This window comes from Sphingomonas sp. P4_D12 (assembly GCF_056401895.1).
Map to the genome: position 1 here is coordinate 29,379 of NZ_JBFUIL010000011.1, position 15,945 is coordinate 45,323.

Here is a 15,945-nt window from a genome sequence, read left to right on the forward strand (position 1 = left end):
GACGGGTTTAGCCACAGTTACACGCGCTGATGCATCGGCCTTCATCAGGCCTGCGAACGGTCAGGGAGGCCTGCAGTCTCTTGATGAACTGCGGCTGCGGTGGCGCCCTCCTCAGCTAAGGCGCGCTTGTCCGGTATATCGAATTGGTCACAGGGAACTCCCGTTAAGCGGGAGCATCGTGGTCTCTCAGTCGCTGGATGCCTCGAAAAATGCGTCAGCGATGGAGCTTCATAGGCGCTGCGCATCTAAAGACCTAATCGCGCCCGGTGGGCCTGCCGATTGAGTCGCAAAAAGGAGTAAGTTTTTGCGAGTCATCCGTGACGAGCCTCGGCATTTTTATTTGAGTTTCAACCCAGTCTAGTATGGTATTTTCAATAAATGTTTCGTGGGTAAGTTAAATTTTAAATTGTCATGAGCGGAGGTCGATTTTAATTTATGGTAGAATTACTACAGGTCGCGGCAGGAAATGTGGTAACGACGGACAACCGATCTGCGTCGGGGCCGATCAATATCCCGCGCGAATCTCCGCTGCGCACGCTGTCCAACGACGATCGCCCCAACCAACCGTCCCGCGTGCGCCTACCAAGGTAACCGACGTGAATAATCCAGGCCTCGATACGTTCATCACGACTCGCACCGGCGCGCGGTTTCACGTTCGACCCGTGAGTGTCGATGACGATTACACGATCAAGGACTTCTTCAGTCACGTAAGTCGGCCGGATCTCCGGTTTCGTTTTCTCACCGGCATCAACGAGGTTTCGCCCAGTCAGATCGCGATGCTTACCCATCCCGACCATCTGTTCAGTGAGAACTTTCTGGTCTTCACGGCCGATGGGTCGATGATGGTCGCCTCCGGCATGCTCGCCTGCGACAAGAGCTTCGATCACGGAGAGGTGGCGATCGCGGTCCGCGAAGATCACAAGCATCATGGCATCGGCTGGGAGCTGCTTGCCCATATCGCCCGTTATGCGGACACCAAGGGACTGCGCTCGCTGGAATCGATCGAAAGCCGCGACAACCACGAGGCAATAGAACTCGAGCGCGATATGGGGTTCGTGATCAGCGATTATCCGGGCGATCCCACGCTGGTGCTGGTCAGCCGCTCGCACGCTCGCGCCTAACGGGTCCTCAGAACAGCAACCGCACCCCGACCAGCGCGAGCACCACCGCCAGGATCGGGCCGAGCACGCGGTCCGACACGCGGCTGGCGATCAGGCTGCCGACGATGATCCCGGGGATCGATCCGATCAGCAGCGACACCAATAGCGCGCCATCGACCGATCCGAGTATCCAATGGCCGATGCCGCCGAGCAACGTCAGCGGCACGGCATGCGCGATGTCGGAGCCGACCAGCCGGTTGACTGGCAATGCCGGGTAGAGGATCAGCAACGCGGTCATCCCCAGCGCGCCGGCGCCTACCGAGGTGAGCGAGACCAGCAGCCCCAGCACTGCGCCCAGCAGGATGGTCGATCCCGCCAGTTTGCGCGGGCTCATCGTGCCGAAGCGCGGCGTCAAATAGGCGACGATGCGTCCGCGCAACAGGGTCGCCGCCGCCGACAGCAGCAAGGTCACGCCCAGGATCATCGACATGACGTGCCCGGTCGTCGCGGAAGCCGGGCCCGCCTGGCTGAGGACAAGCAGGGTCACGATCGTCGCCGGCACGCTGCCGATCGCCAGCCGCGCGACGACGCGCCAGTCGACCGTGCCGCGCCAGCCATGGACGGTGGTCCCGACCGTCTTGGTCGCCGAGGCATAGAGCAAGTCGGTGCCGACCGCGGTGGTCGGGTGGAAACCGAACACCAGCACCAGCAACGGCGTCATCAGCGATCCGCCACCGACCCCGGTCAACCCGACGACCAGCCCGACCAGCACGCCGGCGAGCGAATAGAGCAGGTTGATCGTCATTGCCCGGTACGCGGCGTCACGAGATTTGGCCGGCGTGCGCCGCCGCGGCGACCGGGCGGATCGAGGAGGGAAGAACGGGTTGCGCCCGTTCAGCCACTATTGCTCGCCGGGGTGTTGACCCCCATCGACTGCAGGTAGCGCCGCACGTTGCGTGCCGCCTGGCGGAGCCTCTGCTCATTCTCGACCATCGCAATGCGCACGTACCCTTCCCCATTCTCGCCATATCCCACCCCTGGCGCGACCGCGACCTTGGCGTGAGTCAGCAATTGTTTGGAGAACTCAAGGCTGCCTAAGTGCGTGAGCGCGGGCGGCAGCGGTGCCCAGGCGAACATGCTCGCCGGCGGGCTGGGAATATCCCAGCCGGCGCGGCCGAAGCTTTCGACCAATACGTCGCGGCGCTTGTGGTAGAGCAAGCGGTTCTTCTCGACGATATCCTGCGGTCCGTTGAGCGCGGCGCAGGCGGCGGCCTGGATCGGGGTGAAGGCGCCGTAATCGAGATAGGATTTTACCCGCGTCATCGCCGCGATCAGCTTGCGATTGCCGACCGCGAACCCCATCCGCCAGCCGGCCATCGAATAGGTCTTGCTCAGGCTGGTGAACTCGATCGCGATGTCCTTGGCGCCCTTGACCTGGAGGATGGACACGGTCGGCTTGCCGTCGAAATAGAGCTCCGAATAGGCCAGGTCGGACAGGATCCAGACCTGGTTCTCCTTCGCCCAGGCGACGAGGCGCTCGTAGAATGCCAGGTCGACCGTCTCGGCGGTCGGGTTGGACGGGTAATTGACCACCAGGATCGACGGGCGCGGCACGGTGAACGCGATCGCGCGCTCCAGGCTCTCGAAATAATGCTCGTCGGGCGTGGTCGGCACCGCGCGGATCGTGGCGCCGGCGATGATGAAGCCGAACGTATGGATCGGGTAGCTCGGATTGGGCGCGAGCACGACGTCGCCCGGCGCGGTGATCGCGGTCGCCAGGCTGGCCAGCCCTTCTTTCGACCCCATCGTCACCACGACTTCGGTCTCGGGATCGAGATCGACGCCGAAGCGGCGGCCATAATAATTGGCCTGGGCGCGGCGCAGCCCGGGAATGCCCTTGGACTGCGAATAGCCATGCGCGTCGGGCTTTTGCGCGACCTCGCAGAGCTTGTCGATGACATGCTGCGGCGGCGGTAAATCGGGATTGCCCATGCCCAGGTCGATAATGTCCTCGCCTGCCGCGCGCGCTGCTGCCCGCATGCCGTTGACCTCGGCAATGACGTAAGGCGGCAGACGCTTGATGCGGTAGAAATCGTCGGACATTCAAAACTCCTTTCGCCTTCTCCTTAGGGCATAAGCGGGGGGCCGCGAAACCGCGTTGTTCCGGATGCGGCGATCCGTGCCGTAAAGCGGAGACAAAAGCGGGGTTGCCGCGTTCGCCATCGAGTAACCGGTGGAGAAACAAGATGATTGCCCTGATGCTCGTCGCAGCGGCCACCGTCGCCAGCGAAGCGCCGCCCACCAATGCTCCTCGCTGTCATGGAGTCGCGCTGGACGCGGCGGTCGGTCATTATGCCGATGTCGCGCGGGCGATGGACCCGCGCCGCACCGCTTCACTCTATGCCGCCGACGGGGTGCTGGTCGGGCCGAAAGGCGAGCCGGTCACCGGCCCCAGGGAGATCGAGGCGTTCCTGGCCGGGTTCGGCGGCTACAAGCTCGGCGAGCAGGTGATGACGGTCGATAGCATTGAGCGGACCGCCAGTGGCTGGCGCTCGATCGGCGAGTTCCGCCAGCGCGGCAACGACCCAAAGAACGAGGCCTTCGCGACCGGTGGGCGCTATCGCGCGGAGTGGCGGTGCCTTAAGGGAGGATGGCGCGTTCAGCGCATGCAGACCTTCGCCGGGGGACAATGATGGCCGACCAGACCGACGTACCCAGCCTGGAGGATATGCAGCACTGGACCTGGGTGATGGGCCGGGCGCAGCAGATGATGCTCGAGGCGGGGCTGGGCGCGGGCATGCCGGTGATCCCGGGGTTCAACGATCCGGCGACCCTGGCGCGGGTCGGCGATTTCTGGTCGGACAGCCTCAAATTATGGCAGCGCTTCCTCGATCCCCAGGCCGCCGATGGCGCGCAGGCCGCGATCAAGGATAGGCGCTTCAAGTCCGAAGCCTGGCAGAATCCGGTGTTCGACTGGATCCGCCAATCCTATCTGATGATCGCCGACCAGATGCTGAAACAGGTCGATGCGATCGAAGGGCTCGATCCCAAACAGCGCGAGCAATTCCGCTTCGCGACCCAAGGCGTGATCGACGCGATGAGCCCGTCCAACTTCGCCTTCACCAATCCCGACGTGATCCAGAAGACGATCGAGACGCGCGGCGAGAATTTGCTCAAGGGCCTGTCCAACATGCTCAACGATCTGAGCAAGGGGCAGCTGACGCATACCGATGCCGAGGCGTTCGAGGTCGGGCGCAATCTCGCGACCACGCCGGGCAAGGTGATCTATCGCAGCCCGTTGTTCGAACTGATCCACTATACGCCGACCACCGAGTCCGTGCTGGCGACGCCGCTGGTGATCTTCCCGCCCTGGATCAACCGCTTCTACATCCTCGATCTGACGCCCGAAAAGAGCTTCATCCGCTGGGCGGTCGATCAGGGGCTGTCGGTGTTCATGGTGTCGTGGAAATCGGCCGATGCCAGCCTGATCGACACCAGCTGGGACGATTACGTGCTCGCCCAGATCGAGGCGATCGACGTGATCCGCGACCAGCTCGATGTCGAGGCGGTACACGCGATCGGCTATTGCGTCGCGGGCACGACACTCGCCGCGACGCTCGCTTATCTGACCGCCAAGAGCGAAGCGGACAAGGTCAGGACCGCGACCTTCTTCACCGCGCAAGTCGACTTCGCCGATGCCGGCGACCTGCTCAATTTCGTCGACGACGCCCAGCTCGACATGATCAGGCAATTGTCGCCCGAGGGGTATCTCGACGGGCGCTACATGGCGCTGACCTTCAACCTGCTGCGCGGCCGCGACCTGATCTGGAATTATGTCGCCAACAATTACCTGATGGGCCAGGATTATGCGCCGTTCGACCTGCTCCACTGGAACGGCGACACCACCAACCTGCCGGCGAAATGGCATTTGTCGTATTTGACCGATCTCTATCGCGACAATCTGCTGGTGCGGCCGGGGGCATTGGCGATCGCCGGCACGCCGATCGACCTGACCAGGGTCGCGACGCCGAGCTATATCCAGGCGGGGTGCGAGGACCATATCGCCCCGGCCGAGAGCGTGTGGAAGATCACCCATCTGTTCGCCGGACCGCTCAAGTTCGTGCTGGCGGGCTCGGGCCATATCGCCGGGGTGGTCAACCCGCCCGCCGCGGGCAAATATCAATATTGGACCAACGACACGCCCGCCGCGACCCTGGCCGAGTTCGTCGCCGGGGCAACCGAGACCAAGGGCAGCTGGTGGCCCGACTGGATCGGCTGGCTGCGCGAGCAAGACGCGACCGAGGTCAAGGTCAAGGGCGCGCGCGAGCCCGGCGAGGGCAAGAAGCGCCCGGCGATCGCCGATGCTCCGGGAGAGTATGTCCGCGCGCGATAGGATCGGGCGCGGCACGAGTCGGCCGATCGGCCTGCCTTACCCGGCGGTTGACGGGCCAGGTCGCGCGAGCAGCGCGACTTGCGCCGGTAAATCGCTCAAACACCTGTGTATTTCCCGAGGCGGAGGATGCGATGTGTTAACCAACTCCGCCTAAACTGGGGGCGTGAGACGTTCCGACCAACGCTTGTCGCGGGATCGGCGGCGGAGCATCAGGCTCCTTCTTCAGGAAGTCCCGCTTCCCGCACCGGTCCGTCGCGAATTCATCGACACGCTGTTCGACATGCGGCTGCCGATTCTCGGTATGGGCATCGTGACGGCGGCGATCGCGGGTCTCGTCGCGCGCGAATGGCAGGATCCGGTCATCGCCTTCCTGGCGCTGGCCGCGGCGCTGCTCACGGTCGTCCGGCTGCTGGTCCTGCGCGCCTATGACCGCGCGCGTCCCGTCGCCGACGCCGAGCTCGGCCGCTGGGAATTGCGGTACGCAATCGGCGCCTATGCGTTCGGGGCCCTGCTTGGTCTGCTCAATGTCTACGTCCTGAACTACCATTTCCCGCTCCTGCACCTGATCACGGTGAGCCTGGTGTTCGGCTTCGGCGCGGGCATCGTTTCCCGGATTTCGATCCGCCCGGTGATCTGCGTGATCAGCCTGTTGCTTGCGACCGTGCCGACCGTCGCCGCGCTCGCCGTTCACGCCGTCGAGCCGAACCCGATCGAACTTCACGCTCCGCTGTTCGCCACCGAAGCTTTCCTTGTTGCGATGATCACCATGCTCAGCCTGCAATCGGTCAGGCATCTCTATCGGTCGGCGGTACGGCATCTGACGGCCGAGCATGACATGGCGTTGCTGGCGAAATTCGACGCGCTGACCGGTCTGGCCAATCGCCTGCTGCTGCGCGAGCGCTTTCAGGACAGCAGCCTGATCGCCGCGGCACAGGGCGAGCAACTGGCGCTGCATTTCATCGACCTCGACGGGTTCAAGGCGGTCAATGACGGCCTGGGCCATCTCGCCGGGGATTCGGTGCTGCAACAGGTGTCGCGTCGGCTCGAAGGACTCGTCAGGGCCGAAGATACCGTGGCGCGGCTCGGTGGGGACGAATTCATCGTGTTGCAGACGCATGTCCGCGACCGGAGCGAAGCCGAAATGCTGGCGCGACGGATGATCAGGCAATTGAGCGCGCCGTACGAAGCGGACGGCGATTGGGTACGCATCTCGGCCAGCGTCGGGATCGCCATGATGCCCGAATTCGGCCGCGAACTGGAAACCTTGCTCTCCTGCGCCGACGCGGCGCTTTACCGCTGCAAGGGCGGCGGGAAAGGCAAGCTCCATTTCTGCACGTCCGACGACCGGATGAGCGACAAGCGGGCAGTCGCCTAACCGGCGATTGGATGACGGGGCTGGGCGCAACCGCTCTGCCAGAACAGTGCCTCGAGCTTCGCCAGGCGACTATTTCGTGACCGTTGTGACGCTTATGTTGCACTGCACAAAAATCGCTTGACCTTTGCCCTCCAAGCCCTATTTTGTGCAATGCAGCAATGATGCCGCGGAGGATGTGATGGTGAGCAAGACCCCCGTAACCAAGGCGGCGAAACCCGCAGCCAAGGCGCCGGTGAAGCGCACGCCTGTCAAATCCACCAAGCCGGCTTCGGTTCCCGTCGAAACGAAGCCCGTGCCGACTCCCGCTCCGATCGTTGCCGAAACCCCTGCCGTAGAGCAGCCGATGGCGCCCGTCCTAGAAACCGCGCCTGTCGAGACCCCCGCAGTCGAGACCCCGATAGTCGAAAAAATTGCCGAAACAGTGACCGAAACCGTCGCCGCAGCCGCCCAAGAGGCGCCGGCCACCATCGAAAAGGAAGTTATCAAGATGAACGACACCATCAAGGAAGCCGCCGACAAGGGCCAGGCCTATTTCGCGGAATTCAGCGCCAAGGCGAAGGCCGCGGCCGAAAAGGGCGCCAAGGCGTTCGAAGACATCAACGAGTTCGGCAAGGGTAACGTCGAAGCGCTCGTCGAGTCGGGCAAGATCGCGGCCAAGGGCTTCGAGACGCTCGGCCAGGATTATGCCGATTATGCGCGCAAGCAGTTCGAAGGCACCACCGCCGCGCTGAAGGGCTTCGCCGCCGTCAAGTCGCCGACCGAGTTCTTCAAGCTGCAGGCGGACTTCGTCCGTGGCCAGTTCGACTCGTTCGTCGCCGAGAGCTCGAAGAACACCGAAGCGATGCTGAAGCTGGCCGGCGATGTCGCCAAGCCGATTTCGAACCGCGTCGCGATCGCCGCCGAGAAGATCAAGGTCGCCGCGTAAGCGTCACCTTCACCTTCGGTGAGACATCGAAAGGGCGGTCGCCATCCGGCGGCCGCCCTTTTCGTTTGGCCTTTTCGTTCGTGATGATGGCGTCGCTGGCTGACATTGTCAGCGGGCCGGGCTAGGCAAAATATCCCGCCGGGCCTCCAGGATCAGTGCATGCCGTCTATCGATTTCGCCGCCTTCTCGTCGCGCGTCCTGGTCGATGCCGCCATCCCTGAACTACCCAACCATTATCGCGGCAAGGTGCGCGACAATTACGATTTGGCCGACGGGCGCCGGATCATCATTGCCAGCGACAGGCTGAGCGCGTTCGATCGCATCCTCTGCGCCATTCCGTTCAAGGGGGAAGTGCTGACCCAGACGGCGCGTTTCTGGTTCGAGCAGACGGCCGATATCTGCGCCAATCATGTGCTCGATTATCCCGATCCCAACGTCCTGATCGCCCGCCACCTCGACATTCTGCCGGTCGAGATCGTGGTGCGCGGCTATCTGGCGGGAACCACCGGCACCTCGATCCTGACGCTCTACAAGAAGGGGCAACGCGCGATGTACGGCATGACGCTGCCCGATGGACTGCGCGACAATGCCAAGCTCGCCGAGCCCATCATCACGCCGACCAGCAAGGAGTTCGACGGCGGGCATGACGAGCCGCTGACGCCGGCGGAAATCCTCGCGCGCAAGCTGCTGACCACGGCGCAATGGGACGAACTCAGCGCCACCGCGCTGGCGCTGTTCGCGCGTGGACAGAAGAATGCCGAGGAACGCGGACTGATCCTGGCCGATACGAAGTACGAATTTGGCGTCGCGCCCGATGGAGCGATTGTTCTGGCGGATGAGATACACACGCCGGACAGCAGCCGTTATTGGCGAGCGTCCAGCTACCAATCGCGTTTCGAGGCCGGCGAGCGGCCCGACAGTTTCGACAAGGACTTCGTGCGGTCATGGGTGACCACGCAGTGCGACCCCTATAGGGACCCGATCCCCGAAATCCCGCAAGAGCTGATCGCCGGCACCGCCGCCGTCTATGCCGAAGCCTTCGAGACGATCACCGGCCGCTCGTTCGCGCCCGATCTGGGGAGCGGCACGGTGTTGGAGCGTATCCGCACGAATCTGGCGCCATATTTCGACATGCATTGAACGCGCCGAGTCGGCCGCTACTGTCGCGTTCTAATATCGATCTCCTCGGCGTTGATTATTTACTTCGGTCAATACCAAGCGATTGTCGTTGCAAAGAAGACCGCGGAGAAAGCACGCGCCAGGCAATATACCGCCATCAACGGCCGACGGACGGGTGGCATGGTGGATGCCGGGACAAGCCCGGCACGACAACGATGCGGGGGCTGAACGGCCGCTATTGGTCGAAAGCAGTTGTTAGGGCGCTTTTTGCTAGAGCGGATTAGAGGCGTCGCGGCGATGGGCTTGGCCAATGAGAGATAGCAAAGGTCAACGCGATGATTGAGATCGTGCGAGAATACCCTGCCAGCCTCCTCTTTCCGGCGTTCGCCACCCTTGTTTCGTTTTTGATTTTGGCCGCAGCAGATGACTTGCCCAGGCGGCATCTTCGTAGAGCGATACGCTCAGCTGGCTTTGGGGCCGCCATCGGGTTTTTTGCTTCCTTCCTCTATATCTATGCAGATGTTAGCGGTTGGGCCGTCATATTGGCGCCCGTTATTCTGGGCCCGATTTGCGCAGTCGCGTTGTCAGTCGCTGTAGTTCTCGAATTGGTGGCGGGGGCGCTTAGCCTGGCGCGATCCCGGTAGCGAATATCGTCCGCAAATGGGGCGCTTACCAACATGCCGCTTTTGATGGGCCTGCCACCTAGACCAGCCAAGCATTCCGCCATCTACCGCTCTCCAACGACGAAAAGCACTTAACGTGCGCCGCACCCTCTTGCCCCGGCGTGCCGCAATGCCATATTTTGCGATCTGATATGCGAAACCCCGATTTCATGATGGCCAACGATCCCGATGGGGTCGGCAGCGGCAACGACGGTGACAACGACACCGGCGTCGGGCTCGCCACGCGTACCCGCACGAAGACCAAGCAGCCCACGCCCTATCGCGTGCTGATGCTCAACGACGATTATACGCCGATGGAATTCGTCGTGCTCTGCCTGCAGCGCTTCTTCCGCATGACCACCGAGGAAGCGACTCGGGTGATGTTCCACGTCCACCAAAAGGGCGTCGGCGTGTGCGGCGTGTTCAGCTACGAAGTCGCCGAGACCAAGGTCAGCCAGGTGATGGACTTCGCGCGGCAGAACCAGCACCCGCTGCAATGCACGCTTGAGAAGGCGTGAGTTCGAAGCTCTGATCCTCGGTTCATGTGCTCCTGCGAAAGCAGGAGCCCAGGGCAGCGAAGTACCTCATCACCCTGGGTTCCTGCTTTCGCAGGAACACGAGGAAAGTGATTTATCCGGAACTTCACGCCGCTGGCAAAGCCGTCGGCTGGATCGAGGCTTAGCCTCGTCCGCCGGCCGTGCGGGGCGGTGCGCGGGCGCACCGGCGCGGGCGTGGCCGCGCCTCCGCCCCGCAAAATTACATTAACCATCAATCGTTTCGCCGCGGGACACGGCGGATTCCGGGGGCGCTTCGGTAAGCTTTTCGCGGTAAGGCGCTTCGCGCCCGGGACGACGTGCCGGGCAGAGACGAAGGACATTGCTCGCACGTGATCGATTGGCGCAACTGGACGGTCCGGCAGACTCGCGTGGCATTGCTCGCGGGACTGGTCGGCGTGCCCATGCTCGCCGTGTCGGCCAAGGCCGCGGTGATCGCTTATTATGCTGCCCAGGCCAAGGCCGAGGCACCGCCGCTGCCGCCGATCGGCTATGAGAGCGAGGATCATTTCCCCGGCGCGGCCCTGTTCTTCGTCGCCGAGGAGCAGGCGGCGCCGACCGCTGGCACCACCGGCACCACCGCGTTGCCCGATCTGCCGGTTCCGGCCAATGCCGATCTGACGCCCGACACCGACGGCACCGTGCGCCCGGCCCAGCCCTTCTCGATGGCCGGCGCCAGCGCGCTCGACAAGGCACGCGCGCTCGATTGCCTGGCGACCGCGATCTATTACGAGGCGGCGTCGGAAAGCGAAGAAGGCCAGCGCGCGGTCGCCCAGGTAATCCTCAACCGCGTCCGCCACCCGGCCTTTCCCTCGACCGTCTGCGGGGTGGTCTATCAGGGATCGGAAAAGAGCACCGGCTGCCAGTTCAGCTATGCCTGTGACGGGTCGATGGCGCGCGTGCCGATGCGCTCGGCGATCGACCGCGCGCGCCGCTACGCGCTCGAGGCGCTCAGCGGTTATGTCGTGCGCGGAGTCGGGCTCGCGACGCACTATCATACCTATGCCGTGACGCCGTCCTGGAACCGCAGCCTGGTGATGACCGACGCGATCGGCATGCATTTCTTCCATCGCTGGAAAGGCTATTGGGGCACGCCGGCCGCGTTCAGCAATGCGCGCTATCGCGGCGGCGAGCCGGTGCCGGGGCCGCACGCCAAGATCGCCCCGCCGCTCACCCCGATGCCATCGACTCAATTCGCGGCCTATACGCCGGGGATGCCGGCGCCGGGCGTCCCGGGACTGGCGGTGCCACCGGCGCCGAGCACCAATATCGCGCTGATCCAGCCCAAATATCAGGACACCAGCGTCGCCCGCGCAACGCCGCCGCCGGCCGAGGACAATCTGCCCGGCGCGTCGCAAATCCTCGACCGCTGGAAGGATTCGGGCAAGCCGCTGAAATAACGGCGGGCCCGCTCCTCAACCGTCATCCCAAACTCCCGTCATCCCAGCGAAAGCTGGGATCTTTGGCGATGGCGCGACGCAAGAGCCGCACGAGATCCCAGCTTTCGCTGGGATGACGAGTAACCGGTCTACTTCCCCAGATATTGATCGAACCACGCCACCGTCCGCCGCTGGACGTCGGCCGCGTGGTCGGTGCCGCGGATGCCATGGCCCTCGTCGGGATAGATCACCAGGCTGGTCGGCACGCCGAGTTCCTTCAGCGCATGCCAATATTCGATCGACTGGGTCGGCGGCACCTCGATGTCGCGCTCGCCGACATAGATGAAGGTCGGGGTGCGCGCCTTCTTGATATAGGTGATCGCCGACGCCTTCACATAAGGCTCGGGATCGTCATAGGCCGACTTGCCGAAGAACGGGATCATCCACTGGTCGATGCCGTTGGTGCCGTAATAGCTGATCCAGTTCGACAGGCCCGCGCCGGCGACGATCGCCTTGAAGCGGTTGGTCTGGGTATTCGCCCACATCGCCATGAACCCGCCATAGCTGCCGCCGGTCAGGCCGAGCCGGTTGTCGTCGACCGGCGCGACCTTCTCGACCGCGTCGATCCCGGCCAGGATGTCGCGCAGGTCGCCGCCGCCGAAATCGCGGCGATTGGCCATGGTGAACGCCTCACCCTGGCCATAGCTGCCGCGCGGATTGGGCAGGAACACGTAATAGCCGGCGCGGACCAGGCTCGGCAGGCCGCCCATCGACGAAAATTTGGGGACATTGGCGGAGGCCGGTCCGCCATGGACGATGGTGATCATCGGCGCCTTCACGGCAGGATCGGCATTGACCGGTGTCAGCAGCCAGCCCTGCACGTCGTAACCGTCATTCTTCCAGCTGATGCTGCGCGCCTTCACTAGCGCGACCTGGCCGTCATTGTCGGTGGTGATCTTGCGGGGACTGCGCGCCGGCCCGGCATAGATAGCGGGGGCGTGTTCAAAGTCCGACACGATTGTCGCGACCGTCGCACCGTCGCTACTATAGGCTGCGCGTCCGTCTTCCGCGGCGAAGCTCGACGGTTGTGCCCACAATATCGTCGTACCCTTGGCGCCCGGTGCCGCGATCTGCATGTCGGGGCCGGCCAGCCGCGTCGCGCGCAGGCCGCCTTTGGTCCAGCTGAGCGAGGTGACGCTCGCCTTCTCGCCTTTGGTCATATCGACCGGTTCGCCCCCGGCGAACGGCACCGTCCAGATGTCGCCGCCGACCGAGCCGAAATCGCTCATCAGCCCGCCGATATAGGCGATTGTCTTGCCGTCGGGCGAGACGCGCGGCGCGTTGATCTGGGTCTTGGGCCGCGCGATCGGGCGCACCGCGCCGGTCGTGGCGTCGATCGCATCGAGCGTCGCCACCCACCAATTATCGTCGCCATTGCCGAGTGCCGTCGTCGCGACGAAGCCGGTGCCGTCCGGAGTCCAGCTATATTCGTAGATATAGCGGTCGGCGGGGGAGACCGGTTTGACGTCGGTCACCGGAGCGCCCGCCAGGTTGAACACCGCCAGCCGCTGTTCGTCGCTCTTCTCGCCGATCTCGCCAATTTGTCGGACGCCGGGCTGGGTCGCACCCGATTCCTTGGCGGCGTTGAGCGTCACCAGCAACGCGATCTTCTTGCCGTCGGGGGAGAAGCGCGGAGCCTGGGCGATGCCCTTCACGCTGGCGATGGTGCGCGTGGTCTTGCCGTCGGCCAGCGCCAGCGCGACCACGCCGCTCGCGCGATCGCGCTGCAGATAGGCAAGCGCCCCACCCGGCCCGAAAGTCAGCCCCGAATAGCTGCATTGCGTGCAGGGATCGAGCGTCGCCAGGATCTTGCCGTCCTTGGCCGACCGCACGACGATCCGGCCATGCGCGGGCTTGGCGGTGGCGCCTTCCTCTTCCTCGACGCTGGCGACGCGATCGCCCGCGGCGGACAGCGCCAGCCCCGAATAGGAATGAAGCGGCGCCGCGAGCGCGGGCGCGGAGGTGGCGGCGAGCAAGGCGGCGGCAAGAGCAAGACGCATCGGCGACTCCATGGGGAGGGAAGGATGCGATCGATACGCCGTCGTTGCCGATAGGCAAGCCCGAGAATATCGATCGCACGCCGCGCTGCCTTAAGCCCTCTCCCGCTTGCGGGAGAGGGTTGGGTGAGGGTCTTCTTTCTTCTTCCAAGCGGTTGGAATTCAAGAAGAAGTAAGAAGACCCTCACCTTCCCACCGCTTCGCGGCGGGCCCCTCCCTCTCCCGCACGCGGGAGAGGGCTTTATTATCCTCACCAAAAAAAGGGGCCGGTTTCCCGGCCCCTCTCATTGCGCCCTCCTGCGCAAACCCGACTACCAGCGGCGCTGGCCGTCATGCTTGTCGAACCGCACCTTGGCGCTCAGCGCGTCGTAGCGGCGCTCAAGATCGGCGCGCTCGCGCATGTCGATCCGTCCGCCCGAGATGCGGTAACGATATTCGAGCTTCTGGATGCCGCGCAGCTGGCCTTGCAGCTGGAAAGCCTCACGGCGATTCAAATTGCCCGAGCGGATGCCCTGGTCGATCCGCGACTGGATCATCTGCGCGCGCTGGTTGAGCGGCGCGAACGGCGCGGCGACCGAAACGGCGGGGAAAGCGGCGGTGGCAAAGCCCAGCCCCATCAACACAACAGTCAGCTTTTTCATGTCTCTCACTCCTTACGCGACCGATCGAGCGGTCGAGAGACGATTTCGGCCCTAAGTGTCGCCGATCTGTGCCGGGAAATGTACCAATGTGTCGCGGATGATCGCGAGCGCGTCGGGTTCGTTCAGGTAGATGAACGGCGGCTGTCGGGAGTTCCACTTTCCCCTCCCTGCAAGGGAGGGGTTAGGGGTGGGTGAGCGCGGACGAGGCTCGATGCCTCGTCCGTCGCTGTTTTGACGAGCGCTCTTTAGTCTTTTTTTGGGCGCGCAGACGCGCGCACCCACCCCCTGCCCCCTCCCTGCAAGCAGGGAGGGGAGACTATTACCCGAACGAATAGGGCACCGGCCCGCGCGCGTCGGGATCGATATGGATCTCGCTCGCCGCCGGCGGAAAGGCGCGCTGGTCGCAATCGCTGCGCGGGCAGATGCGACACGACACGCCGATCGGCGTCGCCACGTCATCGGCGCGGAGGCCGTCGGCATAGACGAAATCGGCGGCATGCGCTTCCTCGCAGCCGAGCGTCACCGCATAGCGGCGCGGGCTGCGGGTGAAGCTGCCCGACGGCTTGACCAGCCCCTTGGCGATCGAGACGTAGCGCGTGCCGTCGGGCGTTTCGGCGAGCTGGACGGCGATGCGGTCGGGAATCGCGACCGCCTCGTGTACGCCCCAGAGCGGACACGCGCCGCCGAACCGCGCGAACTGGAAGCGCGTCGCCGAATGCCGCTTGGTGATGTTGCCCGCCATGTCGACGCGGCAGAAGAAGAACGGGATGCCCGCCGCGCCGGGGCGCTGCAATGTCGACAGGCGATGGCAGGTCTGTTCGAAACTGACCCCGAAGCGCAGGCTCAATCGGTCGATATCGTGGCGCAGCTCGCGCGCGGTGGCGCGGAAGCGGGCATAAGGCATGACCAGCGCGCCCGCGGCGTAATTGGTCAGCCCGGCGGCGAGCAGCGCGCGGCCGGCATCGGAGGCGATCCCCTCGCTGGCGATGTCGCGGATCAGTTCGGCGAATTCGAGCCGCGCCAATTGGTGGGCGAGCGCGAAGCGCTGGCTCGCCTCGGGCAAGGCCGGGTCGAGCCGCAACAGGCGCGCCTCGGGATCGTACGCGCGCACCGGCCCGCCGAGCTCGCGATCGGCGACGACATTGATCCCGAAGCGCCGGCCGAGCCGATCCTCGAGCGCGAGGCGATCGATCGCATCCGCGCCCATCTCCTCCGCGATCGCCTCGGCCGCGCGGTCGAGCGCGTCGACATAATTGCGCTCGGCGTGAAACCAGTCGCGCACTTCCTCCCAGGGAAAGCGCGCCGCTTCGGCCGCGCCCGCCTCGAACCGGTCGTCGAAGGCGCGCAATTGCTCCTGCGAGCGGCGAAACGCGGCGTGGAGCGCGACCAAGCGCCGTGCGAGCTGCGGCTGTTGCCGCGCCCCGCGGCGCAACGTCGCTTCATCGAGCCGCGCATCGGGCACGCTGGGATCGCTCGATGCCTCGATCGCGTCGACCAGCAGCATCCCTTCGTCGGCGGCAGCGATCGTCTCCCAATCGGCGGGGAAAGCGCGGGCCAGCGCCACCATCACCAGCGGCGTGATCGGACGGTCGCCATTCTCGATCTGCGACAAATAGCTGACCGATACCGACAACTGGGTCGCCAGCGCGCGCTGGCTCAGGCCGAGCCGCTGGCGCAGCGCGCGGATCCGGTGTCCGGCGAAGATACGGCGGATGCCTTCGGCCATGCGTTCGGGAATAG

Annotated in this window: 13 protein-coding genes; 8 read left to right on the top strand and 5 right to left on the bottom strand. The window is 64.4% G+C overall.

Annotation, left to right across the window (positions count from 1 at the left end):
* The first annotated feature begins 596 nt into the window (after positions 1-596).
* A complete protein-coding gene (locus tag AC1DSD_RS19060) occupies positions 597-1,121 on the top strand; it encodes a GNAT family N-acetyltransferase (RefSeq protein ID WP_478032316.1) in 525 nt (174 codons plus the stop codon).
* 7 nt (positions 1,122-1,128) lie between these two features.
* On the opposite strand, the gene AC1DSD_RS19065 is transcribed toward AC1DSD_RS19060, so the two are convergent.
* Both AC1DSD_RS19065 and AC1DSD_RS19070 read right to left on the bottom strand, forming a co-directional pair.
* A complete protein-coding gene (locus tag AC1DSD_RS19065) occupies positions 1,129-1,905 on the bottom strand; it encodes a sulfite exporter TauE/SafE family protein (protein ID WP_478032317.1) in 777 nt (258 codons plus the stop codon).
* 89 nt (positions 1,906-1,994) lie between these two features.
* The gene (locus AC1DSD_RS19070) at positions 1,995-3,203 is read right to left on the bottom strand and encodes an LL-diaminopimelate aminotransferase (protein ID WP_478032318.1); all 1,209 of its coding nucleotides are present in this window, start codon (positions 3,201-3,203) and stop codon (positions 1,995-1,997) included.
* Positions 3,204-3,346: 143 nt separating this feature from the next.
* Between AC1DSD_RS19070 and AC1DSD_RS19075 the strand changes: the two genes are divergently transcribed.
* The 7 genes from AC1DSD_RS19075 to AC1DSD_RS19105 all read left to right on the top strand — a co-directional run bounded on the left by AC1DSD_RS19075 (position 3,347) and on the right by AC1DSD_RS19105 (position 11,528).
* Positions 3,347-3,793, top strand: a complete 447-nt coding sequence (locus tag AC1DSD_RS19075) for a nuclear transport factor 2 family protein (RefSeq protein WP_478032320.1) — start codon at positions 3,347-3,349, stop codon at positions 3,791-3,793.
* Positions 3,793-5,493, top strand: coding sequence for a PHA/PHB synthase family protein (locus tag AC1DSD_RS19080; RefSeq protein ID WP_478032322.1), 1,701 nt, complete (start codon positions 3,793-3,795; stop codon positions 5,491-5,493). Before AC1DSD_RS19075 ends, AC1DSD_RS19080 begins: the two co-directional genes overlap by 1 nt.
* 163 nt (positions 5,494-5,656) lie before the next feature.
* Positions 5,657-6,868, top strand: a complete 1,212-nt coding sequence (locus AC1DSD_RS19085) for a diguanylate cyclase domain-containing protein (RefSeq protein WP_478032323.1) — start codon at positions 5,657-5,659, stop codon at positions 6,866-6,868.
* Positions 6,869-7,046: 178 nt separating this feature from the next.
* The gene (locus AC1DSD_RS19090; protein WP_478032325.1) at positions 7,047-7,793 is read left to right on the top strand and encodes a phasin family protein; all 747 of its coding nucleotides are present in this window, start codon (positions 7,047-7,049) and stop codon (positions 7,791-7,793) included.
* A gap of 159 nt (positions 7,794-7,952) precedes the next feature.
* Positions 7,953-8,933 carry a phosphoribosylaminoimidazolesuccinocarboxamide synthase gene (locus AC1DSD_RS19095; RefSeq protein ID WP_478032327.1) on the top strand — a complete coding sequence of 327 codons (981 nt, stop codon included), beginning with the start codon at positions 7,953-7,955 and terminating at the stop codon, positions 8,931-8,933.
* A gap of 811 nt (positions 8,934-9,744) precedes the next feature.
* Positions 9,745-10,092 carry an ATP-dependent Clp protease adapter ClpS gene (gene clpS / locus AC1DSD_RS19100; RefSeq protein ID WP_478032538.1) on the top strand — a complete coding sequence of 116 codons (348 nt, stop codon included), beginning with the start codon at positions 9,745-9,747 and terminating at the stop codon, positions 10,090-10,092.
* A 368-nt stretch (positions 10,093-10,460) separates the two neighbouring features.
* Positions 10,461-11,528, top strand: coding sequence for a cell wall hydrolase (locus AC1DSD_RS19105; RefSeq protein WP_478032328.1), 1,068 nt, complete (start codon positions 10,461-10,463; stop codon positions 11,526-11,528).
* A gap of 128 nt (positions 11,529-11,656) precedes the next feature.
* Here AC1DSD_RS19105 and AC1DSD_RS19110 read toward each other — a convergent pair whose 3' ends face one another.
* From AC1DSD_RS19110 to AC1DSD_RS19120, 3 genes are all read right to left on the bottom strand, one after another.
* Positions 11,657-13,567 (bottom strand): S9 family peptidase, encoded by a 1,911-nt coding sequence (locus AC1DSD_RS19110; RefSeq protein WP_478032329.1) that lies wholly within the window; start codon positions 13,565-13,567, stop codon positions 11,657-11,659.
* A gap of 308 nt (positions 13,568-13,875) precedes the next feature.
* The gene (locus AC1DSD_RS19115; protein ID WP_478032331.1) at positions 13,876-14,205 is read right to left on the bottom strand and encodes a hypothetical protein; all 330 of its coding nucleotides are present in this window, start codon (positions 14,203-14,205) and stop codon (positions 13,876-13,878) included.
* Between the two features lie 319 nt (positions 14,206-14,524).
* Positions 14,525-15,931 (bottom strand): helix-turn-helix domain-containing protein, encoded by a 1,407-nt coding sequence (locus tag AC1DSD_RS19120; RefSeq protein WP_478032332.1) that lies wholly within the window; start codon positions 15,929-15,931, stop codon positions 14,525-14,527.
* Between the last annotated feature and the right edge of the window lie 14 nt (positions 15,932-15,945).